Source organism: Qipengyuania gelatinilytica (assembly GCF_019711315.1).
Classification (GTDB): Bacteria; Pseudomonadota; Alphaproteobacteria; order Sphingomonadales; family Sphingomonadaceae; genus Qipengyuania; species Qipengyuania gelatinilytica.
The window spans coordinates 2,049,533-2,072,407 of the sequence record NZ_CP081294.1; the positions used below are offsets into that span (position 1 = coordinate 2,049,533).

At 64.1% G+C, this 22,875-nt stretch carries 23 protein-coding genes and 1 tRNA gene; 12 read left to right on the forward strand and 12 right to left on the reverse strand.

Annotated features, from left to right (window positions below):
• Positions 1-41: 41 nt before the first annotated feature.
• Positions 42-1,043 carry a zinc transporter ZntB gene (locus K3136_RS10215; RefSeq protein ID WP_221430212.1) on the forward strand — a complete coding sequence of 334 codons (1,002 nt, stop codon included), beginning with the start codon at positions 42-44 and terminating at the stop codon, positions 1,041-1,043.
• Between the two features lie 3 nt (positions 1,044-1,046).
• Here K3136_RS10215 and K3136_RS10220 read toward each other — a convergent pair whose 3' ends face one another.
• The 5 genes from K3136_RS10220 to K3136_RS10240 all read right to left on the reverse strand — a co-directional run bounded on the left by K3136_RS10220 (position 1,047) and on the right by K3136_RS10240 (position 4,893).
• Positions 1,047-2,825: a DUF885 domain-containing protein gene (locus K3136_RS10220; protein WP_221430213.1), complete on the reverse strand. Its 1,779-nt coding sequence runs from the start codon at positions 2,823-2,825 to the stop codon at positions 1,047-1,049.
• 78 nt (positions 2,826-2,903) lie between these two features.
• The gene (locus K3136_RS10225) at positions 2,904-3,545 is read right to left on the reverse strand and encodes a DUF1109 domain-containing protein (protein WP_221430214.1); all 642 of its coding nucleotides are present in this window, start codon (positions 3,543-3,545) and stop codon (positions 2,904-2,906) included.
• 2 nt (positions 3,546-3,547) lie between these two features.
• Positions 3,548-4,078 (reverse strand): sigma-70 family RNA polymerase sigma factor, encoded by a 531-nt coding sequence (locus K3136_RS10230; RefSeq protein WP_221430215.1) that lies wholly within the window; start codon positions 4,076-4,078, stop codon positions 3,548-3,550.
• A gap of 28 nt (positions 4,079-4,106) precedes the next feature.
• A complete protein-coding gene (locus tag K3136_RS10235) occupies positions 4,107-4,565 on the reverse strand; it encodes a DoxX family protein (RefSeq protein ID WP_221430216.1) in 459 nt (152 codons plus the stop codon).
• Positions 4,566-4,605: 40 nt separating this feature from the next.
• Entirely contained in the window at positions 4,606-4,893 is a 288-nt protein-coding gene (locus K3136_RS10240; protein ID WP_221430217.1) for a BufA1 family periplasmic bufferin-type metallophore, read from the reverse strand.
• Between the two features lie 210 nt (positions 4,894-5,103).
• Here K3136_RS10240 and bufA2 point away from each other — a divergent pair, with 210 nt between their 5' ends.
• From bufA2 to K3136_RS10255, 3 genes are all read left to right on the forward strand, one after another.
• Entirely contained in the window at positions 5,104-5,394 is a 291-nt protein-coding gene (bufA2, locus tag K3136_RS10245) for a BufA2 family periplasmic bufferin-type metallophore (protein ID WP_221430218.1), read from the forward strand.
• Positions 5,395-5,488: 94 nt separating this feature from the next.
• Positions 5,489-6,334, forward strand: a complete 846-nt coding sequence (gene bufB, locus K3136_RS10250; RefSeq protein WP_221430219.1) for an MNIO family bufferin maturase — start codon at positions 5,489-5,491, stop codon at positions 6,332-6,334.
• Positions 6,331-7,098, forward strand: a complete 768-nt coding sequence (locus K3136_RS10255; RefSeq protein ID WP_221430220.1) for an HvfC/BufC N-terminal domain-containing protein — start codon at positions 6,331-6,333, stop codon at positions 7,096-7,098. The genes bufB and K3136_RS10255 overlap by 4 nt, the downstream gene beginning before the upstream one ends.
• On the opposite strand, the gene K3136_RS10260 is transcribed toward K3136_RS10255, so the two are convergent.
• The 3 genes from K3136_RS10260 to K3136_RS10270 all read right to left on the reverse strand — a co-directional run bounded on the left by K3136_RS10260 (position 7,095) and on the right by K3136_RS10270 (position 11,481).
• On the reverse strand, positions 7,095-8,057 hold the full coding sequence (locus K3136_RS10260; RefSeq protein WP_221430221.1) for an SDR family NAD(P)-dependent oxidoreductase: 963 nt from the start codon (positions 8,055-8,057) through the stop codon (positions 7,095-7,097). The two genes, K3136_RS10255 and K3136_RS10260, sit on opposite strands and share 4 nt — an antisense overlap.
• Positions 8,054-10,126, reverse strand: coding sequence for a S9 family peptidase (locus K3136_RS10265; RefSeq protein WP_221430222.1), 2,073 nt, complete (start codon positions 10,124-10,126; stop codon positions 8,054-8,056). The genes K3136_RS10260 and K3136_RS10265 overlap by 4 nt, the downstream gene beginning before the upstream one ends.
• 107 nt (positions 10,127-10,233) lie before the next feature.
• A complete protein-coding gene (locus K3136_RS10270; RefSeq protein ID WP_221430223.1) occupies positions 10,234-11,481 on the reverse strand; it encodes a mechanosensitive ion channel in 1,248 nt (415 codons plus the stop codon).
• A gap of 110 nt (positions 11,482-11,591) precedes the next feature.
• Here K3136_RS10270 and K3136_RS10275 point away from each other — a divergent pair, with 110 nt between their 5' ends.
• A complete protein-coding gene (locus K3136_RS10275) occupies positions 11,592-12,692 on the forward strand; it encodes an isoaspartyl peptidase/L-asparaginase family protein (RefSeq protein ID WP_221430224.1) in 1,101 nt (366 codons plus the stop codon).
• 9 nt (positions 12,693-12,701) lie between these two features.
• Here K3136_RS10275 and bla read toward each other — a convergent pair whose 3' ends face one another.
• Positions 12,702-13,634: a class A beta-lactamase gene (gene bla / locus K3136_RS10280; protein WP_221430225.1), complete on the reverse strand. Its 933-nt coding sequence runs from the start codon at positions 13,632-13,634 to the stop codon at positions 12,702-12,704.
• Complete coding sequence (locus tag K3136_RS10285; RefSeq protein ID WP_221430226.1) at positions 13,631-14,524, reverse strand: prephenate dehydratase; 894 nt, start codon at positions 14,522-14,524, stop codon at positions 13,631-13,633. Before K3136_RS10285 ends, bla begins: the two co-directional genes overlap by 4 nt.
• Positions 14,525-14,657: 133 nt before the next feature.
• Here K3136_RS10285 and K3136_RS10290 point away from each other — a divergent pair, with 133 nt between their 5' ends.
• A complete protein-coding gene (locus K3136_RS10290; RefSeq protein ID WP_221430227.1) occupies positions 14,658-15,344 on the forward strand; it encodes a c-type cytochrome in 687 nt (228 codons plus the stop codon).
• Between the two features lie 61 nt (positions 15,345-15,405).
• On the opposite strand, the gene K3136_RS10295 is transcribed toward K3136_RS10290, so the two are convergent.
• Positions 15,406-16,065, reverse strand: a complete 660-nt coding sequence (locus K3136_RS10295) for an RlmE family RNA methyltransferase (RefSeq protein WP_221430228.1) — start codon at positions 16,063-16,065, stop codon at positions 15,406-15,408.
• Entirely contained in the window at positions 16,058-17,269 is a 1,212-nt protein-coding gene (locus K3136_RS10300) for a Ppx/GppA phosphatase family protein (RefSeq protein ID WP_221430229.1), read from the reverse strand. The genes K3136_RS10295 and K3136_RS10300 overlap by 8 nt, the downstream gene beginning before the upstream one ends.
• A gap of 176 nt (positions 17,270-17,445) precedes the next feature.
• Here K3136_RS10300 and K3136_RS10305 point away from each other — a divergent pair.
• From K3136_RS10305 to K3136_RS10330, 6 genes are all read left to right on the forward strand, one after another.
• Positions 17,446-17,519 (forward strand) — tRNA-Gln (locus K3136_RS10305).
• A 174-nt stretch (positions 17,520-17,693) separates the two neighbouring features.
• Positions 17,694-18,203 (forward strand): 2Fe-2S iron-sulfur cluster-binding protein, encoded by a 510-nt coding sequence (locus K3136_RS10310; RefSeq protein ID WP_221430230.1) that lies wholly within the window; start codon positions 17,694-17,696, stop codon positions 18,201-18,203.
• Positions 18,200-19,183 (forward strand): FAD binding domain-containing protein, encoded by a 984-nt coding sequence (locus K3136_RS10315; RefSeq protein ID WP_221430231.1) that lies wholly within the window; start codon positions 18,200-18,202, stop codon positions 19,181-19,183. Before K3136_RS10310 ends, K3136_RS10315 begins: the two co-directional genes overlap by 4 nt.
• Positions 19,180-21,369, forward strand: a complete 2,190-nt coding sequence (locus K3136_RS10320; protein ID WP_221430232.1) for a xanthine dehydrogenase family protein molybdopterin-binding subunit — start codon at positions 19,180-19,182, stop codon at positions 21,367-21,369. Before K3136_RS10315 ends, K3136_RS10320 begins: the two co-directional genes overlap by 4 nt.
• Positions 21,369-22,220 (forward strand): XdhC family protein, encoded by an 852-nt coding sequence (locus K3136_RS10325; RefSeq protein ID WP_221430233.1) that lies wholly within the window; start codon positions 21,369-21,371, stop codon positions 22,218-22,220. The genes K3136_RS10320 and K3136_RS10325 overlap by 1 nt, the downstream gene beginning before the upstream one ends.
• Positions 22,207-22,773, forward strand: a complete 567-nt coding sequence (locus K3136_RS10330) for a nucleotidyltransferase family protein (protein ID WP_221430234.1) — start codon at positions 22,207-22,209, stop codon at positions 22,771-22,773. Before K3136_RS10325 ends, K3136_RS10330 begins: the two co-directional genes overlap by 14 nt.
• Positions 22,774-22,875 lie beyond the last annotated feature (102 nt).

A 22,875-nucleotide genomic window follows, 5' to 3' on the forward strand; every position in this document is an offset into this window, starting at 1 on the left:
GGGCAATGACAGGCGCACCAACATTCGGCATGAAGTATCCGATGAACGAAGCAACAGACGAAGCAATCACCGACAGCGCGCTTCTTTTCGGACGCATACTGGACGGCAAGGGCGGGGCGCGAGACATTGGCTGGGAGGAAGCGCAGGGCTGGGAGCCGGCCGCGCCGGGCGAGGTCATGTGGCTACACCTATGCCGCAATCGCCCGGGTGTGCAGGCATGGCTGGAAGATCAGCTACAGGTCCCGGAACCCACGGCAGAATTGCTCACCAGCGACCAGACCCGCCCGCGTGCCTTTCGCGACGGTGAGACGCTTGTCGGAACCCTGCGCGGGATCAACTTCAATCCCGGTGCCGAACCGGAAGACATGATTTCCATGCAGCTATGGTGCGACGGGCGGCGGCTGGTCACGCTGCGCCGGCATCCGCTGCAGACCCCGCGCGAAGTCGTTGCGCGACTGGACAATGGTGTAGGGCCGCTGGATGCGGGTGCCACGATCACGCTGCTCGCGGAACTCATGATCGCGCGGATGAGCCAGTCGATCGTCGACATGAACTTCGTGCTCGACGCGCTTGAGGACGAGGATCCCGAAAAGGATCCGGAAAGCATGCTGAAACGCATTTCCACCATCCGGCGCAATTGCCTTAGCCTGAAGCGCCACATGGCCCCGCAACACGAGGCGCTGGAGCAGATCAGCCGCGATTCGCCCGCGTGGTTCGAAGAGGAGGACCGGCGCGAGATTGCAGAAAGTATCGCGCGCCTGCGCCGCTATCTCGACGATATCGACATCAGCAAGGAAAGCGCGCTGGTGCTGCAGGACGAACTGCGTGCCCGCAGCCTCGCCAGTAGCGAGCACGCAACCTACATGCTCACCATCGTGGCGGGCATTTTCCTGCCGCTCGGCTTCCTGACCGGGCTGCTCGGCATCAATGTCGGCGGCATGCCAGGCGTGAACGACCCGGATGCATTCTGGGCCGTGGTCGCCCTGTGCCTTCTCCTTTTCGTCGCGCTGATCGTGGTGTTCAGGCGATTGCGCTGGCTCTAGCCGTCAGCCTCCAGAGCGCTGCGAGGGAATGAATTCCTCGCGCACCGCCTTGGCGATCAATTCGAGCGGGATGATCCCCTGGCTGAGCAGGAAGTCGTTGAACGCCTTTTCGTTGAAGTCCGCGCCCAGCGCGAGTTCCGTCTCGACGCGCAGGTCGATCAGCTTGCGATAGCCGTAATAATAGGAACCTGCCTGGCCGGGCATGCGGAATTCGTAGCGATCGAGTTCCTGCTTCGTCATGCCGGGCGAGAACAGCGCTTCTTCGCGAAGCACGCGCTCGGCCTCGTCGCGGGTCATCAGGCCCAAGTTGAGGCTCGGGTCGAGGAAGGCGCGGGCAGCGCGCAGCAGGCGGAACTGCAGCGCGATGAACTGGCCCTCAATCGGCTCGTGCGGGAGCATTTCGGCTTCGGCATAAAGCGCCCAGCCTTCGACGTTCACGCTGTTGAAGGCGTAGAGCATGCGAGCGAGGCTGACGCCCTGTTCGACCAGTGCAGCAAACTGCATTTCATGGCCCGGACGCGCTTCGTGCGCGCTCAGCGTCCAGCTGGCGGCGGGGAAGTTGAAGTCGTCGTAGCGGTCATCCGGTCCGGCGGTCGGATTGCCCACGGTAAGGACGAAAGTGCCCTGTTCGCCGGTGTTCCCGATCAGGCGCGGCGGGCGCATGTGCGGGGCGGGCTGGGCGGCGCTTTCGGCCTGCGACGCAACGCGCATCTGCAATTCGGTGTCGGGCAGCGAGACGATCTCGTTCTCGCGGATCCTGGCTTCAAGCTCGCGGTTCACCCCGCGATAGAATTCCTCGATCTCGTCGTTAGGAACGCTCAGCTTTTTCAGGTTCGCCATGACCGAGGCCATGTCGGTCTCCTCCCAGCCGTATTTCTCGGCGATCTGCGGCGCGAGCGCTTCCATCTGGGCGCGCAGTTCATAAAAACCGCGGCGGGCCTGCTGCATGGATTCGCGCGGCGCCATGTCGATGCCGACCTGCTTGAGGCTGAGCGCGTAGAGTTCCTCCGGCAGGCGCGCGCTATCGCGGCTGGCGGGGATCACGGTGGAGCGCGTCCATTCGCCGTAGTCGGTGAGCTGCGCCTCCATCGCATCGAGCGCCTCGTCCGCACCCTCGATCTCGTATTTGCCGAAGAGGTCGCGAATGCCGGCGACGAAGGTCGGGATCTTGCCGATCGATTCCTCGACTTCGACCACATAGGGGCCCATCTTCCCTTCGCCGCGGCTTGCTTCGAAGCGACGCTTGGCAAGCTCTGTCATCGGTTCGGTATCGGGCCAGGTGCCGGTGTAGCGCTGTAGCAGTTCGAGAGCCTTGGCGCGGCGGTGTTCGGCGGTCTGGTCGGAGAGGAGCTGGCCGATATTCCCGAACATGCCCTGCGGTACCTGCGAGAAATCGAGCATGTACTTGTTGCCAAGCTCGATGCCCTCGATGTCCTGCTTCAACGAGCCGATGAGGATGTCGAGGTCCTGCAGGACATAGGGGTTGGTCTCGGTGGCCTTGGCGGCTTCGAATTCGGCGATCAGGGCCTTGGCAGCGGCGATATAGCGCGCGTCGCGGTCTGCCGACATGTCGTTGACCAGACCGTCGTACTGTTCATAGCCCGCCGAGGAGGCGCCAGTCGGGAAGAACTGCGCCTGCATCGCAATGACTTTCTGCGTGTAGGCGTTGCTGGTTTCGACCCAGTCCGGCGTGGCGGGTGCTTCCTGCGCGATGGCCGTGGTGGCGGGCAGGGCGATGGTCGTGGCGGTGGCGAGCGCAATGGCCGCGGCGAAGGTCTTCATGGATTTCTCCCCTCTGTGTTGCGAGCAGGGGTGCGCCTTCGCCGCGCCTATTGCAAGTTGTCGCTAGACGAACGCGCCTTACCAGCGGACGAGCGGCGGGACCACATACCGTCCGACCACTGCGAGCAATGCCACCGGGGCGGTGTGCCAGATGGCGAGGTGCTCGATCGTGTCGATCGGGCAGGCGAGCCCGTAGGCGAAAGTCCCGATCGCGCCGGCGGCAAGTCCGGTGAGCGTGCCCGCCGCACCAAGCGAAACGGGCGCACCGCGGCGCAGCCACAGGATGAGCGCGGCGGCGGTAACGAGGCCGAAGCCCGTTCCTGCAAGGAAGCAGTGGAGGCCGTAGATATCGCTCGAAACTGCCGAAAACAGTCCGGTCATGCCCAGCATCAGCGCAGCGGAAATGGGCAGTAGCGCAAGCATTCCGGCAGACCAGCGCGCGCCGTCCTGCCTGTTGCCTACGCTGGGGCTGGCCATGCGAACGACGGCAAGGGCAGCCGCCGCGCCCACGACCGCGAACATCCCGTTGGCCATGAAGAAAATGCCCGAGGCGCGGCCCTGCACGATGCCGCGCCACAGACCGTCGAGCAGCTCGACGAGGATCACCGTCGTCACCGCCGACAGGGCGACCAGCGCAATGCCGTCCCACAGGCGGATCGGCTTGACGGGAGCAAGATCGCTCGCGAGCTCGTCGATCAGGGAATTGGGAACCCGGTTCATTACTATTCTGCCTTCTCTACGAGCGCGGACAGCTTCTTCAGTCCGCGATGGATATTCACTTTGACCAGGCTCTCGCTCTGGCCGGTCATTTTCGAGGCTTCGGCAATCGACAACCCCTCTATTTTGACCAGTTCGATGACTTCGGACTGCTTGTCGGGCAGGTGCACGAACAGGCGCTCCAGGCTCATCCGGGCCATCACGGCCTCTTCCTCGCTGTCTTCGGGCGCATCGTGATCGCCCAGCTCGTCTTCCGCCGAGCGGTAGACCTTGCGCAGGTGATCGACCCAGCGATAGCGCGCGATCGCGGCGAGCCAGGGGTAGAATGCCCGGGCCGGATCCCAGGTGGCGCGCTTGGCATGCACCGCCATCATCACTTCCTGCACCAAATCGTCGAGCTGCGCGGGAGCGACGCGCTTCCTGTAATAGCGTTCGAGCCAGATCTGCACTTCGGCGAGCAGCGCACGGTACATGCCCGCATCGCCTTTCTGCGCAGCGGACATCATGGCGGCCATTTCTTTCTCGTCGGCGATCATGGCACCCGCTCCCGTCGGCTATTGCCTATCACTGCGCGCGCCGCGAGGCGAGCAGGGCGTCGAGAGAGAACAGGCCCCCGCCGCGACTGACGAGGATCGCGGCAAGCGCGACCCACAGGATATGCGTTGCCCACCATGCGTCGGGATAGACGAAGACCTGGATGACCAGCGTCATGAGGAGAAGCGAGAGCGCGGCGAAGCGGGTGAAAAACCCGAACACCAGGAGGATGGGGAACAGGTGCTCGGCATAGGTGGCCAGCGGGACGGCAAGGTCCACCGGCAGGGGAAGGCCGCTATATTCGTGTTCGAACAGGAAGTAGGTCGTGTCGTTGATCGACAGGGCAGTGCCTTCTTCCACCTTGGTCCGGCCCGATCGCCAGAAGATCCCCGCCAGCGCCGCGCGGGTGACGAGCAGCACAATGCCTTCGGGCAGCCTGGAGGAAAGCCATCCCGCAAGGCGGTCGTATAGGGTCAGTACGTTTTGCATCTGCGTCACCTCGCGTGGTGCTGGCGAAGAGGGTGAGCGCCTAGCGCTTGATCGGCGTCAGCGAGCCCTTGCCCTTGGGCGTCTCGATATTCTCGCAAGTGCCTTTCTTCACGAGCTTCCAGGCGTTGCCCTGATAGTCGCGGGTGGAGGTTCCGGAGCAGCTGGTGCCGGGACCGGCGGCGCAGTCATTCTCGCCCGCCTTGGCGACGCCGTAGCATTTTTCCATCGCGGGCTTGCCCTGGGCGGCAGCGGGGGTGGCGGCGAGGCCGGTAGCGACACCGGCGGTAAGGGCGAGGCCGGCGAGGCTGGCGATCGATTTGCTGTTCATGGCGATACTCTTCCAAATGGGTTTTCAGACTCTGTCCGGTGATGGGGGCGCCGGAACTGGCCTGTCATTCGGGAGCGATGTGCGGCTGGTTACGGCATCCTGAAAATTTCTTTTCCTGTAACCGCGCTGGCCGCTGCGGCGAATGATCCCTCGTGCACCCCCGCACACCCATCCGCGCCGATGCGCACACAACCAAAGGGATTGAATGCCATGAACACCGCCACTCGCAAGACCGCCGCAACTGCCGCTGCAGCTGCCGCTTTCGCCCTCAGCTCGCTCAGCGCTTTTGCCGCCGAACCGCCCGCAGGCAGCAGCGGCCGCGCGCTCAATGCCGACGACACCGTCCATTGTTACGGCGTCCACAGCTGCAAGGGCCAGGCCGACTGCGCGACATCCGAAAATGCCTGCAAGGGCCAGAACGAATGCAAGGGCCACGGCTTCAAGGCCATGAAGGCCGGCGAATGCCTGACCAAGGGCGGCACCATCGGCGATCTGGGCTGACCGGCTTGGCGGCCCGGTGACCGGGGCTCACCCCCCCCTTTCGTCCCTCCCGGCGCCGGGCCGCCATCACTTTCGATCAAGGAAAGCGCAGGACATGACCTCCATCGACCCCTTTTACGGCTACGGCCTCGGCCTTCGCCGTCCGCATTACGCCGACTTCCTCGAAGGCGATATGCCGGTCGATTTCGTCGAGGTCATCTCCGAAAACTACATGGTCGAAGGCGGCAAGCCGCTGCGCATCCTTGAGGAAATTCGCGCGAAGCATCCCGTCATACTCCACGGGGTCTCGATGTCGGTAGGTTCGGCCGCCGGGCTCGATGACGAATACCTGGCGAGGCTCAGGACGCTCGCCGAGCGGATCGATCCGCTCTGGGTCTCCGACCATCTGTGCTGGACGCGCACCAGCGCGCACAACAGCCACGACCTTCTCCCGCTGCCGCTGACGAGCGAAGCGCTCGATACGGTGTGCGACAATATCGACCATGCCCAGAACATGCTCGGGCGTGTCATGCTGTTCGAAAACCCGTCGAGCTATCTCACCTTCCCCGAAGACGAGATGAGCGAATGGGACTTTCTTTCCGCCATGGCGCAGCGAACCGGCTGCTACCTGCTGCTCGACGTCAACAACGTCTATGTCAGCGCGCAGAACCACGACTTCGACGCACAGGAGTATATTGCCGGCCTGCCGCTCGATCGCGTGCGGCAGGTCCATCTCGCCGGACACACGCCTGCGACACCCGAACGCGACATCGTGATCGACACACATGACCGCGAAGTCTGCGATGCAGTCTGGGACCTCTATGAGTGGACGGTGGCCCGCACGGGGCCGGTCGCGACGATGATAGAACGCGACGACGGCATTCCGCCGCTCGGCGAATTGCTCGATGAGCTGGACCGCGCGCGCAGCGTTGTCGGTCGTACGCTGCAGGCGGCGGCATGAGCACGCTCGCTGCCCGCCAGTCCGCTTTCATGGCAAGCCTGCTCGATGACGAGCGCGCCTTGCCCGAGGGATGGACTGCGCGTCATGCGGCGGGCCTCGATATCTATCGCAACAATTACCGCAGCGCGCTGGTCGAGGCGCTGCGTTCGACCTTCGAGCGGACCGAGCGGCTGGTGGGCGAAGCAAGCTTTGCGCGGGCTGCCGCGCATCACCTGATCATGCATCCACCCTCGAGCTGGACGCTGGACCTGGCCGGTGCTGGCTTTGCCGAGACCTGCGAGGACCTGTTTCCCGCCGATCCCGAAGTGGCCGAACTGGCCTGGCTCGGATGGTCGATGCACCTCGCATTCGTCGCACGCGATGCGAACGCGCTGTCGAGCGAAGGCTTTCTTCAACTGGCGGCCGATTTCACCGAGGAGGACTGGGGCGACTTGCGGTTGGTCTTCATGCCCGGCCTCACGCAGAGCGACACGACTCATGATCTCAAGCGGCTGTGGTCCTCACTTGCCACGACCGGAAGTTCGCCCGACATCGTACCCGTCTCCGAAGCTTCAACCACCATCGTCTGGCGCGAGGGCGAGAGGCCCGTATTCATTTCCGTGTCGCAGGCGGAAGGCCGCGCGCTGGCCGCGATGATGGACGGCGCGAGTTACGGGGAAGCCTGCGAGGCGCTGGTCGAGCAGGAAGGGCCCGCAGGCATCGAGCTTGCGGGCACGATGCTCAGGCGCTGGCTGTTCGAAGGGATGGTGGAGGCGGTCGCCTAATAGGCGAAATTCTGCCCGACCATTTCCTCGCTCATCGTCCAGAGGCGTTCGGCCTTGTCCTTGTCGATCGCATAGCTGCGCACACCGCCGCCGGTGTCCTCATTGTCCTCGTCGGCGACATGGCAGTCTTCGCAGTAAAGGCCTCCAGCGCCTTCAAGCTCTTCGGCGGTCGCGACCCAGCAGGTCGTCGCCGCGCCTTGCGGGATGGTCTTGAAGGGATCCGGCTTCTCGCCGCGTTCCTCTGCCGCCTTCTGGATGCGCGCCATAAGGTTCTGCATATCCTCCTCGGTCATGTGGCGACCGAGGTTCGTGTGGATACCGCCCGGATGGAGCGCATAGGCGTGGATACCCTTGTCGGCGAGCCGCTCTTCCAGTCCGACGGCGAAGAGCACGTTGGCGGTCTTCGACTGTCCGTAGCTCTGCCATTTCTCGTAGGGGCGGTTCTCGAAATTGGGATCGTCGAAATCGACCGGGGCAATGTGGTGGCCGCGGCTCGACAGGTTGACGATGCGCGGGCGATCGCCCTTTTCGACCAGAGGCATCAGCAGGTTGGTGAGCAGGAAGTGCCCGATGTGATTGGTGCCGAACTGCATCTCGAACCCGTCGGCCGTCTTCGCCTCGTCACAGGCCATGACACCTGCATTGTTGATCAGCAGGTCGATCCTCTCGAACCGGTCATTCGCCTCGGCAGCGGCCTTGCGCACGCTGTCGAGCGAGGCGAGGTCGCAGACCAACGTGTCGACCTTGGCACCGGTGCCTTCGGCGATCGCATCGGCCGTGGCGGAGAGCTTGGTGGCATCGCGGCCCGACAGGATCACATGCGCACCCTTGGCCGCCATCGCCCGCGCGGTCTCCTGACCCAGCCCGGAGTAGCCGCCGGTCACCAGCACGGTGCGCCCTTTCAGGTCCTTGTCCGCGAGGACTTCGTCTGCAGTGCTCGAAAATCCGAATTCGCTCATTGATCGTCACTCCCGTTATCGTCTGCGGTCTGGTCGGTCCGGTAGCGTTCAAACCAGGCGAGGATGTTGTCGGCCTTGGCCACCAGTCGCGATGGGCGCGAGGCGATACCATGCGGGCTTTCCGGCACGCGCACGAGCACCGTGTCGATCCCGCGCAGCTTCAGCGCCTGGTAGAACTGCTCGCTCTCGGTGATCGGGGTGCGTTGGTCTTCTTCGCCCGTCAACAGCATGGTCGGCGTGGTCACATTGCCGACGAGGCTGAGCGGCGAACGCTCCCAGTAATGCATCGGCACTTCCCACGGCAGGCCGGGGAACTGGTGGTAGGTCTGGAAGATATAGCTGTCCGCGGTCAGCGTCTTGCTCAACCAGTTGATCACCGGCTTGGCGGCCGCAGCGGCGTTGAACCGGTCGGTCAGGCCGACGAGATATGCGGTTGCGATGCCGCCTGCCGACCCGCCGGTCACGAAGAGGTTGTCCTCGTCGATGAAGCCCTTGGCGATCATCGCATCGACGCCCGACATGTGATCGGCCGCATCGTCGGGGCTGGAATATTTGTGTTCGAGCAGCAGGCCGAAATCCTCGCCGTAGGAGGAACTGCCGCGGTGGTTGGCGTAGAATACGACATAGCCCTCGGCGACATAGCGCTGGATTTCGGCGGAGAAGTGCGGCCCATATGCCGCGTGGGGTCCGCCGTGGATTTCGAGGATCAGCGGATACTTCTTCGACGGATCGAAGCCCGGCGGTGTCACGTACCAGCCCTGGATCTCGGTACCGTCATGCGAGGAGGTGTAGGTGACTTCCTGCACCTGCCCCAGATCGCGGTGGGCAAGCAGGTCTTCATTGAGCGCGGTCAGCTTGCGCGTGCTGCGTCCCGACTTTGCATAAAGATCAGCCGGTCGATCATGCGAGCCTTGCGTCCATGCAAGCGCGCCATTGGCATGCACATCATATGTGCCGCTGGTGTAGGGCCTGCCGAGCGTCGTTCCGCCCAGACCGTCGGCCACGGTTTCGACCCTGCTGCCCGAAGGCGACACGCGGCCGATCTTGCGGATGCCGCGGTCGTCGTAAGTGAAGTAGATGTGCCGTCCGCTCCAGCGGATATCGCTCACCTCGCGGTCGAGGCTCTCGGTCAGGTTCTGGCCGCCCGAGCCATCAAGGCCGCGCACGCAGACATCCACCTGCCACACCGGACGCTTGACGTTGGGCATGCAGATGAAAGCCACGCTGCGGCCATCGGGGGAGACTTGCGGTGAAGCTTCGAGACCGCCTCCGCTGGTCACCTGCTGCATCGCGCCGCCAGCCAGCGGCACGCGCCAGATATCGCCCTCGATGGTCTGCAATTCCCAGCCCTCGTTGCGATTGGCCGAGACGAGGATCGCCCCGCCGTCACGCGTCCAGGCGAGCGGGCCCGCATGGTCGAATTCGCCCGTCGTCAGCTGGCGAGGGGTGCCGCCGTCGGCGGGCACTACGAAGACGTGGCTGAAGGTCACGTCGATGAAACCGGAGCCGTCGCTGCGATACCGGGCGTGGTCGATCACCTTGACCGGCGGCGACCATTTCGCCCCTTCGGGTTTGGGCGGCGCCTTGGCGAGCGGCTTCGTGTCGCCGTCGACGCGGCTGGTGAACGCGATCTGCCGGCCATCGGGCGACCATGCGAGATTGCCGGCACCGCTATCGAGTGCGGCGACCTGCTGGACCTGTCCGCTGTCCATCCAGCGGATGAAGATCGCGCTGCGTCCGTCCTCGTCGCGGCCGCTATAGGCGATACGCCTGCCGTCGGGCGACCATTCGCCGCCGCTCGCGCCGTCCAGGACGAGCCGGTTGCTGCTCCCGTCGAGCGCGGCGAGCCAGAGCGCGCCCTCGGTCCGGTCGGTCATGATGTTGTTCGAGCGCCGCGTGTAGAGGACATGGCGGCCATCGGGCGAAATGCGCGGATCGTCCGCATATTCGAGGTCGAAAACGTCGAGCGAGGTGAACAGCCTTTCGCTCTCGCCGCCTTCGTCCTGGGCAAGCGCCGCCGGTCCCCAAGCGCCCGCCGCAATCGCGAGCGCACCGATCCATGCCTTCATGCATTGTCTCCCTTTGGCGTCGGGGTAGCACAAAGAAAAAGGGGCGCGAGACTTTTCGTCCCGCGCCCCAGTGAACCCCCCATCTCCCTGGGGTTGTTGGCTCTGTGTCAGGCGCCCGGCGGCAGCGGATCGTCGCTTGTCGGCGCGGCTGCCTTGCGGCGCTTGGGCTTGGGCGCAGAAGCGCTGCCCCCGCCAAGGTCGCTGTCCATCTGGTCGAGCTTGCGCGCCGCCCAGTCACGGCCACCGAGGCCGAAGGCGAGTGCGCCTGCCACCGCGATGCCGGCGACAATGATGGTTACCACATCCTGCGGAATGCCGCCGCCAAGCTCGGTGAACTCCAGTCCCATGAAGACGAACAGGACGATCGTTGCCCAGCGGACAATGGTCGCCGCGGTCGAATTGCCCGCGTCACCGGCGATCACTCGCGCAAGCAGGTTCGCGATGAGGAAGCCCACAGCGATAACGACTGCACCGAGAATTACCTTGCTGCCGGTTTCCAGAACCGTGTCGAGAATGGCCGTCAGCTCGGGAAAGCCTAGCAGGCGCGTCGCAGCGATGGCGAAGAACAGGATGATCGCCACCTGCGCGATGCGGGCGATGATACCGCTCGCAGTCGTGCCGTCTGCAACCAGTCCGCTTTCAGCCAGCGCCCGGTCGACACCGAGGCCCGGCAGCACTTCCTTGGCGATCTGCACCACGAACTTGCTGATCAGGTAACCGATGCCGAGCAGGATCGCGGCTGCGATAATGTTCGGAATGGCCGCGAAGATCATCCGCAGCATGTCCGATGCCGGATCGCTGATCGACTGGATCTGCAGTTGTTCGAGCGCCGCGATCGCCACCGGAATGGCAATCAGGACATAGGCGATGGTGCCGATGGTCTTGCTGATCGCGGTGTTGCCGGTGACATTGTCCACCCCGCCGCGATTGGCCCATTTGTCGAAATCGACTGCCTGCAGCGTGGTGACCACGAGGTCGCGAACGATCCGCGCCACCATCATGCCGATGAAGAAGATCAGTCCGGCCCACAGAAGGTTCGGCAGGAAGTCGACGACATTCTCGAGCAGGCTGTTGATCGGTCCTGCGACCCCGCCCAGTTCGAGGATATTGAGAACGATGAGCAGGCCGAACAGCCAGATCAGCAAGGACACGATCTTGCCGAGCGATTCACCCAGCGAGGTCCCGTTGCCGGTCCCGCGCTTGAAGAAGTCGACCGTGTCGACAAGCTTGGCAAAAGCCCATTTGGCCGCACGTGCGGCGAGCCATGTGACGACCAGCGCGATCACTGCGAAAAGGAGCTTCTCTCCAAGCTCCATCGCCAGTTGCTGGTCGAAGCGATACCTATCAAAGATCATGAAACCTCTCCCCGTTGGTTTCCGTAGCGTCAGGGCTAACACGCGTGTCGGATTTAACCAAAACGGCGCTTGGGGATTGAGTGGATAACTCAAGGTGCTATCCCGGCGGAATGAGAGGATTTTTCACCCAGCTCGCCGCTGTTTTCGCGCTCGCGATTGCCGCCTGTCCGGTACCGGCCCTGGCCGATGATCAGGGTGGGCAATGGTCCATCGCGATCCACGGCGGGGCGGGAACAATCGCGCGCGAGAACATGAGCGCGGAGGCCGAAGCCGAATATCGCGCAGGCTTGCAGGTCGCTCTCGATGCCGGGGCAAAGGTGCTGTCGGAAGGCGGCACGGCAATGGATGCCGTCGAGGCGGTGATCCTGATCCTGGAAGACGATCCCAAGTTCAACGCCGGGCGCGGCGCGGTCTATACGTGGGAGGGCGGCCACGAACTCGACGCCTCGATCATGGATGGGCGCGACCGCGATGCAGGCGCGGTGGCGGGCGTTACCAACGTGCGCAATCCCATCCTGCTCGCACGCAAGGTGATGACCGACAGCCCGCACGTCATGCTCTCGGGCGAGGGCGCGGAGACTTTCGCTGCCGAACAGGGCCTCGACCTCGTGCCGGGCGAATTTTTCGATACGGAAAGCCGCCGCGAAGCGCTCGAGCGGATGAAGGCCGACAAGCTTTCGGCGATCGACGTCGACATCAAGTTCGGCACCGTGGGCGCAGTCGCGCTCGATACACATGGCAATCTTGCCGCGGGCACCTCGACCGGCGGGATGACCGGCAAGCGCTGGAACCGCATCGGCGATGCTCCGGTGATCGGGGCGGGCACCTATGCCGACAACCGCAGCTGTGCCGTCTCGGCGACCGGCTGGGGCGAATATTTCATCCGCGTCGGAGTGGCGCATGAGATTTGCACGCGGCTGAGGCACCGCTTCGACATGGATGTCGTCGTGGCCCGTGTGACGACCCCGGTCGATCGGGACGGTAATCCGGAATATTTCGTCCATGCCTCGGAAATGATGCTGGAAGAAAGCGCTGTGCAGGAAGAAGCCGACGCAGTGATGGCCGAAGTAAAGGAACTCGGTGGCGACGGGGGGATCATCCTCGTCACCCCCGAAGGCCATGCGCTCTACAGCTTCAACACCAGCGGCATGTACCGCGGTCGCGCCACCAGCGAAGGAGTCAACGAAGTCGCGATCTACGGCGACGAATAACCTGCCCGATCAGGTAAGCACGATCCTATAGAGCCGCCGGACCCAGCCGGTCAGCGTGCGGCCGATTTCGGCAAATGCGGCATCGACCCGATCCCCGTCGATCGTGTCGCCGAGCGGGCTCTGGTGATAGGCGGCGAAGAACACGGGATCGCCAGTCGGGCTTTCGACGAAGCCGATATCGCCGCGAAGATATCCCATCGTGCCGCCCCAGTCGCTCGAATTGCCGGTCTTGTCGCCAGCGACCCACGTGTCGGGAAGGCCTGCACGCACGCGGGCGAGGCCGGTTGTGCTGTCCACCATCCAGCTGCGCAATTCGGCTGCGCGCGCGCTATCGAGCGGGTTGCCGCTGCCCGAAACCAGTATTTTCGAGAGCGTCGAAGCCACGGCGATCGGTGTGGTGGTGTCGCGCTCTTCGCCGGGTGGCACGTAATTCAGCCGCGTTTCCACCCGGTCGAGCCGCGAGGAATTATCGCCAAGCTGTCGCCAGAATTCGGTTAGTCCGGCAGGACCGCCGACCCGGTCGAGGACGAGATTGGCCGCGAGGTTGTCCGAACTTTGCTGCGCAGCCTGGGCCAGCTCGCGCAAGGTGGCGCCCGTCTCGATCCGCTCGCCGGTAAAAGGCGTGTGGAAGATGAGATCGTCCTTCGTCCATGTCACTCGCTGCGACAGGTCGAGCTTGCCCTGCTGTTCCAGCGAGAGCGCCAGCGCGGCGAGCGAGGTCTTGAAGGTCGAGGCCAGCGGAAACCGCTCCGCGCCGCGATAGTCGAGGCTTGCGCCAGCTTCCGGCGCAAGAAAGGCCACGCCAAGCCGTCCGCCTAGCGCGCGCTCAATGATCCGCAGCTTGGCAGTGATCCTGCCTTGCGTGCTCTGGTCCAACGGGACACAGGCCGCCCCGGCCAGCGCTGCCGCACCTGCGATCACGCTGCGCCGGTCGAACCTCATCCGCGCTTCCTTGCCTGTGCATAGCTGCCGAGCAGGCGGACGTCATTGGTCTGGAATTCGAGTTCTTCGAGCGCGGTATCCACTCGCGGATCGCCCGGCGCGCCCTCGATATCTGCGTAGAACCGGGTCGCTGCAAAGCTTGCGCCCTTCTGGTAGCTTTCCAGCTTGGTCATGTTGACGCCGTTGGTCGCAAAGCAGCCCAGCGCCTTGTAAAGCGCGGCGGGCACGTTCTTCACCTCGAAGATGAAGGTGGTCATCGCGGTTTCAGCCTCGATCCCCGCAGGATCGCGCGGTTCCTTGGCCAGCACGACGAAGCGCGTGGTGTTGTCATGGGCGTCCTCGACCTCGTTCTCGATGATATCGAGACCGTAAAGCTCGGCAGCCATCGGCGGAGCGATCGCGCAGAATCTGGGATCCTGCATCTCGGCCACATAGGCCGCGGCACCTGCCGTATCGGCATGGGCGAGCGCCACGATCCCGCGCTCCTGCAGAAACGCGCGCGACTGCCCGAGGGCCTGCGGGTGGCTGTAGGCGGCTTCGAACGGGCCGGGTCCGGTCGCCATCAGCGCGTGGGTGATGCGCATGAAATGTTCGGCCACGATCGACAGCCCGCTTTCGGGCAGCAGGAAGTGGATGTCCGACACGCGCCCGTGCTGGCTGTTCTCGATCGGGATCATGGCGCAACCGGCACGGCCCTGTTTCACAGCGTCGAGCGCGTCCTCGAAACCCATGTAGGGAAGCGGCAGGCATTCGGGATCGAACTGCATCGCGGCCTGGTGCGAATTCGATCCGGGGGCGCCGCCAAAGGCGATGGCGCGTGCGGGATCGGTTGCGGCAGCCTGCCGCATGCTGTCGACCATTTCGATCGCGGGTCTTGCAAAAGTACGCATTAAGGCTGCTGCTATCGGCGGCTTTCCGGCACCGCAAGCGTAATTGCGAGCCTTGCACTTGCGCGAGCGCGCCCACGGCACTAGAGCGACGCGCAACCAACAGATCACTCGGATTCTCGCAGGCAATCACGCAATGGACGACCGTTTCAACACCGCATCCGGCTGGGTTCTCTTCTCCGGCATCGTCGCACTCGCCGCCTCGATCGGCGCAGGCATGTATTTCCATGCCGACAGCTACGAATATCCCGAAGACAAGGACTTCGGTTATTTCGTGGAAGCTGAAGAAGAAGATGGCGGCGCCAACGCAGGGCCCGATCTCGGTACGCTGCTCGCTTCGGCCGATGCGGCTGCCGGCGAACGTGTCTTCGCCAAGTGCACCGCTTGCCACACGATCGACCAGGGCGGTGCCAACGGCATCGGTCCGAACCTTTACGGCGTGATGGGCGCGGCCATCGGTAGCCATGCTCCGGGCTTCGCTTATTCGTCGGCCTTGTCGGGCCACGGCGGCGAATGGACCTGGGAAAACATGGACGCGTGGCTCACCAGCCCGCGCAGCTTTGCCAATGGCACCAAGATGAGCTTCGCCGGTCTGTCCAAGGCTGAAGATCGTGCCAATCTCATGGAATTCCTGTCGACCTATGGCGGCGCACCGGCCAAGCCGGAACCGGCCGCTCCTGCCGCCGAGGAAGGCGCCGAGGGCGTAGCCGTCGCAGGCGAAGAGCCGAGCGAAGCCGAAGCCGCTGGCGCAATGGGCGCCGACGAGCCGGTCGCATCGGCCAACGCTGCAGGCGACAACGAAGGCGCGACCAAGGTCGACTGATCTTCGTCTGAATGCTGAAACGAAAAACCCCGCCTTCGAGCGGGGTTTTTTGTGCCTGGCTTCAGCCCTTGAAACCCTGCGCGATCACGTACCACTCGCTCGAGCCCTTGCGGCTGGCGGGCGGCTTGGCGTGTTTCACGGTCTTGAAATGCTTCTTGAGCAGGTCGAGCAGGTCCTTGTCGGTCCCGCCGGCGAGCACCTTGGCCAAGAAGGTCCCCCCCTTTTCGAGGTTCTCGATCGCGAACCATGCGCCGGCCTCGACGAGGCCCATCGTGCGCAGGTGATCGGTCTGCTTGTGGCCGACGGTGTTGGCGGCCATGTCGCTCATCACGAGATCGGCCTTGCCGCCCATGGCTTCCTCGAGCACGCGCGGGGCATCGTCGTCCATGAAATCCATCTGTAAGATGGTGACGCCCTCGATCGGCTCGACTTCGAGCAGGTCGATGCCGACGACATGCGCCTTGGGTACGACCTTGCGCGCGACCTGGCTCCAGCCGCCCGGCGCAATGCCGAGGTCGACGATCCGCTTCGCCCCGCGCAGCAGGCCGAATTTCTCGTCCATCTCGATCAGCTTGTAAGCCGCGCGGCTGCGATAGCCATCGGCCTTGGCCTGCTTGACGTAAGGATCGTTGAGTTGCCGCTGCAGCCAGCGGGTCGAGGATTCGCTGCGCTTTTTCGCGGTACGGACGCGCGTGTCCTTGTCCTTGCCCGATCTAGACATCCTGTTCCCTCATGCGTTGCAGGGCGGCGCGGCTGCGATCGCCGTCGGCATCGGCGGCCATCAGGCTGCGCAAAATGCCTTCGCGAATGCCGCGGTCGGCCACGCCCAGTGTCTGTGACGGCCAGATGTCGAGAATGCTTTCGAGGATCGCACAGCCCGCCACCACGAGGTTCGCGCGGTCATCGCCGATGCAGGGGAGCTGGCGGCGTTCGGGGCCGCTCATATGCGACAGCTTGACCGAAATTTCGCGCATGTCGCTGCTGTTGACGATCAACCCGTCGACTGCCTGCCGGTCGTATTGCGGCAGTTCGAGGTGGAGGCTTGCCAGCGTCGTCACCGTGCCGCTGGTGCCCAGCAGGCGGATCGGGTCGGGGCCCTTGGCAAATTCACGGATGCGTTCCGCAAAAGGCTTGAAGCTGTCGAGTACGGTCTGGCGCATGCGCTTGTACCGGTCGAGCCGCTCTTCCTTATTATCGTCGGAGCCGGTGACCGTGTCGGTCAGCGAGACGACACCCCAGGGCACACTCATCCAGTCGAGGATGCGCGGTACCGCGCCGCTCGGCTCGACCAGCACCAGTTCGGTGGAGCCGCCGCCGATGTCGAAGATGACCGCCGGGCCTGCGCCGTCCTCCAGCAGGACGTGACAGCCAAGGACCGCAAGTCGCGCTTCTTCCTGGGCGGAAATGATGTCGAGCATGATGCCCGTCTCGCGCTGGACCCGCTCGATGAATTCGGCGCCGTTGGACGCGCGCCTGCAGGCCTCGGTCGCGACAGAGCGCGCAAGGTGCACATGGCGGCGCCGCAGCTTCTCGGCGCAGACGTGAAGCGCGGCGAGTGTGCGTTCCATCGCTTCGTCAGACAGCCTGCCGCTGGCGGCAAGCCCTTCACCAAGGCGCACGACGCGGCTGAAGGCATCGATCACGGTGAAATTTTCGCCCGAAGGGCGTGCGATCAGCAAGCGGCAGTTGTTGGTGCCCAGGTCGAGCGCGGCATAGGCCTGCCGCCTTGCGCGTTGAGGGCTCGATGGCGGGGATTGAGGACGCGGAGCTGCGCCGTTCGGACGCGCAGCATTATCACGCTGCGGGGCTTTTCGGCCCTTGGACCTGGAGGGGCGCTTGTAGCGGAAATCGGCTACCTTGCCGGACGTGCCGCCCCGTTGTCTTTCCTGGCCCCGTTTTGTGTCCGGCGGAATCTGATCCGCCATGGGGTATCTTTCGTTATTCCTCCCGCGCGAAACCACCTCGCGCGGGGACCTGGGGCCGATGCTAGCGGGAGGTTGCGCAAGGAGCAAGCTCGGGGTTGACCTTGCGAGCGCGTGAAACTAGATGCGCGGCCTCTGATGCAGGCGTGAGGCGATTCTGGCCCGCCCGCATGAGCTGATGCCCCGTCGTCTAATGGTAAGACTACGGACTCTGACTCCGTCAATTGAGGTTCGAATCCTCACGGGGCATCCACTGCTTTTCCAAAGAGAATCGGGAGTGTGGTGCTCAGTGCACCACGGTATTCCAGCACCAATCGGCACGCGCTCGAAGTCCCAAGTTTTGCGGACCAGCGCCATCCGGACTTATAATTTTTCGCTTCCGGACACCTTTGGCCGCCTGACGGTTTTAAGGGCAAAGGAGGCGCGCTTGGCTAATACAATTACCGTTAACGGAACCGCTCACCCGATGCCGGAAGACCCGCGGGTCAGTCTTCTCGATTTTCTGAGGCAGCACGTCGGTCTTACCGGCACGAAGAAGGGCTGCGACCATGGTCAGTGCGGGGCATGCACGGTGATCGTGAACGGCATTCGCATCAACAGCTGCCTGACGCTGGCGGCGATGCATGATGGCGACAGCGTAACGACCATCGAAGGTCTCGGCACGCCCGACGAGCCCTCCGCTCTCCAGCGCGCGTTTCTCGAGCATGACGGTTTCCAGTGCGGCTATTGCACTCCGGGCCAGATCTGTTCCGCCACCGCCATGCTGGAGGAAATTGCCGCCGACTGGCCGAGCGACGCCAGCGAAAGCCTCGAAGGCCGCATCGCTATTTCCGGCGAAGAAATACGCGAGCGCATGAGCGGCAATCTGTGCCGCTGCGGCGCATATGCTAATATCATCGCGGCGATCGAGGACGTCGCGGCGGGAGACCGCTCATGAGGCCGTTCCAATACACCCGCGCGCCCTCGCTTGCCGAAGCTTCCAACCTGACTGCAGCGGAAGATACGCTTGCCATTGCGGGCGGAACCAACCTCCTCGACCTCATGAAGCTGCAGGTGGAAACGCCCGATCAGCTGGCCGACATCAACCAGCTGGGCCTTGCGGAGATCGAGGGCACGGAAGACGGCGGGCTGCGCCTCGGCGCGCTCGCCACGAATACCGAAACCGCCGTCCATCCGCGTGTGCGGGCCGATTATCCCGTGCTCTCGCGCGCCATTTTGGCCGGGGCGACGCAGCAATTGCGCAACAAGGCCACCAATGGCGGCAATCTGTGCCAGCGCACCCGGTGCTTCTACTTCACCAATATCGACCAGCCGTGCAACAAGCGCGAGCCGGGCAGCGGTTGCGGTGCGATCGACGGCATCGCCAAGCTTCACGCGATCCTTGGCACGAGCGAGCAGTGCATTGCGACTTATCCGGGCGACATGGCCGTAGCGCTGAGCGCGCTGGGCGCGGAGGTGCAGATTTCGGGCGACAAGGGTGAGCGCAGCGTGCCTGTGCGCGACTTCCACCTCCTGCCCGGCGATACGCCGTGGATCGAGAATGTCCTCGAACCGGGCGAGATCATCACCGGCATCGTTCTTCCGGCGCCCGTCAGGGGCACGCAAATCTACCGCAAGGTGCGCGAGCGTTCGTCCTACGCCTTCGCGCTCGTTTCCGTCGCCGCCATAATCGAGCTGACCGACGGCAAGTTTTCGCGCGCCGATCTCGCCTTTGGCGGTCTCGCGCACAAGCCGTGGTTCGATCCGCGCGTCGGTGAAGCCCTGCTGGGCCAGCCTCCTTCGGATGCGCTGTTCGACAAGGCTGCCGATATCCTGATCGAAGACGCGCGCGGCTATGGCGAGAACGATTTCAAGATACCGCTTACGCGCCGGACGCTTCGCGCCGTCCTGGCCCAGGCGACGGAGGACGCAGCATGACGGTCCATTTCAAGCAGGACGAGCCCGACAATTCCAACCGTCTCGACGGGATGAAACAGGGCGTGATTGGCAAGCCCCTTCCGCGCATCGAGGGGCTGGCCAAGGTCACCGGGACTGCACCCTATGCCGCAGAATATCGGATAGAGAATTGCGCCGAAGGTGTGCTGGTCACTTCGACCATCACGCGCGGCGAGGTCACTTCCATCGACCGGGCAAGCGTGCTTTCCATGCCCGGCGTGATTGCGGTGGTGGATGATGAGAAGCTCTGCACCCGCGCGGCGCAGGGAACGGCGAACGAAGCGCCCATGCAGGGGCCGGCGCAGGTCTGCTACTGGGGTCAGCCGATTGCACTGGTAGTCGCTGAAACCTTCGAACAGGCGCGCGACGCTGCCAAGCACCTCAAGGTCGAATACCGCGAAGATGCTGACGCACCCATCGATCCCGAAGCGGTCGAGCCCGAAGAGCAGGAAGACGAGACCGTTCACCAAGGCGATCTGGCGCATGCGATGGCCGAGGCCGCGCACAGCGTCGATGTAACCTATACCACCAAGGGCCATGCCTCTGCCGCGATGGAGCCGCACGCCGCAATCGCCCAGTGGGACGGCGACAAGCTGACGGTCCACGCATCGCTCCAGATGCTCAACTACAACATCACCGAACTGGCCGATGCGCTCGATATGGAGGAGGAGAACATCCGCCTTATAGCCCGCTTCGTCGGGGGCGGGTTCGGGTCCAAGCTGGGGATCAGCGAAGAGGTCGTCGCAGCCGCGCTGGCGGCGAAACAGGTGGGTCGCCCTGTCCGTGTCGTGCAGTCGCGCCAGCAGGTGTTCCAGACGGTCATGCGCCGCAGTGAAACCACGCAGCACCTGCGCCTCGCGGCTGACGAAAACGGTAAGCTCACCGGCTTCGGCCACGAGGCGCTGGTGTCCAACCTGCCCGGAGAGACATTTGCCGAGCCCGTGCTGCAATCGTCGCACTTCATGTATGGCGGCGAGAACCGCGAATTGATGCTCAATGTTGCCCGCATCCACCGCATGACGGCCGGATCGGTGCGCGCTCCGGGCGAGGCGGTCGGGATGCCGACCCTTGAAGGCGCGATGGATGTGCTCGCCGAGAAGGCCGGTATCGATCCGGTCGAACTGCGCCTGCGCAACATTCCCGAGCAGGATCCCGAGGAAGGCCTCCCGTTCTCCTCTCACAAGCTCGCGGAATGCCTCAAGCAAGGGGCCGAGGCTTTTGGCTGGGACAATGGTCCTCGAAAGCCGCGCCAGCGGCGCGAGGGCGAGTGGTGGATCGGCACCGGCATGGCCAGCGCTGCACGTGTCCACAATATCGCCGAGGCAAAGGCACGGGTCACGCTGAAAGCCGATGGCACGGCGCTGGTCGAAACGGACATGACCGATATCGGCACCGGGACCTACACCATCCTCGCGCAGGTTGCCGGGGAGATGCTGGGCCTGAATCCAGCGCAGGTTCTTGTCGAACTGGGCGACACGCGCCATCCACGCGGCCCCGGCTCGGGCGGCAGCTGGGGCGCGGCATCGATCGGTTCGGCTGTGTACATCGCGTGCAAGGCGATCCGCGAAGAACTGGCCGCAAAGCTCGGCACGAGTGAGGAAGAACTCGAACTGCGCGAAGGCAAGAGCGCTGGCGGCGAGACGCTGACGGACCTTCTCGGCGGCAAGGACCTTGCCCGCGAAGGGCATTACGAGCCCGGCGATATCGAGGACGATTACACTGCGTCCGGCTTCGGCGCCTTCTTCGCCGAGGTGCGCGTCAACCACTACACCGGTGAAACGCGCGTCGATCGGATGCTCGGCGCCTTCGGCTTCGGGCGCGTGCTCAACGCCAGGACCGCCCGTTCGCAATGCATCGGCGGCATCACCTGGAGCATCGGAGTAGCGCTGACCGAGGCGCTGGAGTTCGATCCGCGCGACGGACATCTCGTCAATTGCGACCTTGCCGAATACCATGTCCCGGTCCACCGCGACGTGCCCGATCTCGATGTCGTGCTAGTGGAAGAGCGCGATGGCGCGGCCAGCCCGATCCAGGCCAAGGGCATCGGTGAACTCGGCATGTGCGGCGGAGCGGCAGCCATCGCCAACGCGATCTACCACGCCTGCGGGGCCCGGCTGTACGATTACCCGATGACACCGGACCGTGTCCTCGCAGCAATGCCCGACTGATGCTGGTCGATATTACGATTGAGGCGGTGCGCGACGAGGACCACCTCGCGCTGGCCGCAGCGTGCCAGCCGGGTGTGGGCCTTTGCACCATCGTCGGGATAGAAGGCAGCTTCTCGCGGCGTCTCGGTGCGCAACTGGCGGTCTTGCCTGACGGGACTGCCGTCGGCGATCTTGCCGATAGCTGCCTGGAAAACCAGCTGGCGAGTGACATGGCGCAATGCGCGGATCGGCGTGTCGAGCGTTATGGGCGGGGATCACGGACAATCGACTTCCGCCTGCCTTGTGGAGGCGGGCTCGATATCCTCATCGACCCATCGCCGGATCGTGCGGCCTGTCGCTCCGCTCTCGGAGCGCTGAGGGCGCGTCGCCCGGTCCGGCTGCCGTTCGATTGCGGAGACCACCGGTTGGACCGCACATATCTCCCTTCGCTGAAACTTGTCGCCTTCGGGGAGGGGCCGGAGCTCGACGCCATGGCTTCGCTGTGTTCAGCCCTGAAGGTCGATGTCGAGGTGTATTCCAAGGACGACCTCACCCTTGGCCAAGCGGCTCGCAATGTGCACTTTGATCCCTGGACGGCCTGCCTGCTGCTGTTCCATGATCACGAGTGGGAACTGGCCCTGCTCCAACAATCGCTGGCGAGCGACGCTTTCTACATCGGGGCGCAAGGCGGGGAAAAGGCGCGGTCCGACCGGACATTGGCGCTTGCCGCGCGCGGCGTTCCGGAAGAGCAGATCGCACGACTGACCAGCCCGGTCGGACTGATGCCGGCCTGCAAATCTCCGCGAACTCTCGCATTGTCGGCGCTATCCGAAATTGTCGGTCGCTATGAGGAAATGCGTGCCTTCGCCTGAGCCGAAGACCGGCGTGGTGCTCCTTGCCGCCGGGCAAGGGAGACGGTTCGGTGGCGGCAAGCTCACCGCCGATTTTCGCGGACGCCCCTTGTGGGAATGGGCCGCACAAACCGCAGAGAGTATTGATTCCAGCGAGCGCCTCCTCGTGATTGGCCCCAAGAGCCCGATCGAGAGCCGCGAAGGATGGAGGCTGGTCGAGAACCCCGTGGCAGAGAGGGGTATGGGCACTTCGATCGCTGCAGGAGTGCGCGCGCTGGCCGATAGTGATCGCGTCGTGATCATGCTCGCCGACATGCCGCTTGTCTCGCGCAGCCATCTTGGCCTGCTCCTCGAAGCGCAGGGCGTAGCTTTCACGCTCTATCCCGATCGCAGTGCGGGATGTCCGGCAATTTTCCCGCGTTCTGTCTTCCCGCTGCTCGAATCTCTATCCGGTGATCGGGGGGCGCGAAGCCTCGACCTGGGGGACGCCGAGCTCATCGCGCCACCTCACGAACGACAGCTTGTCGATGTCGATGAGGTTTGCGATCTTCAGCGGCTAAGGTCCGCCGATTGAGCGATGGTGAGGCAATTCGGCAGGTGAAAGGAAATAGTGGCAGCTGCTGGCTGGCTTCTCCCGAAACCAGCCAGCTTGCTTACGGCTTGATTTCATGGCCGT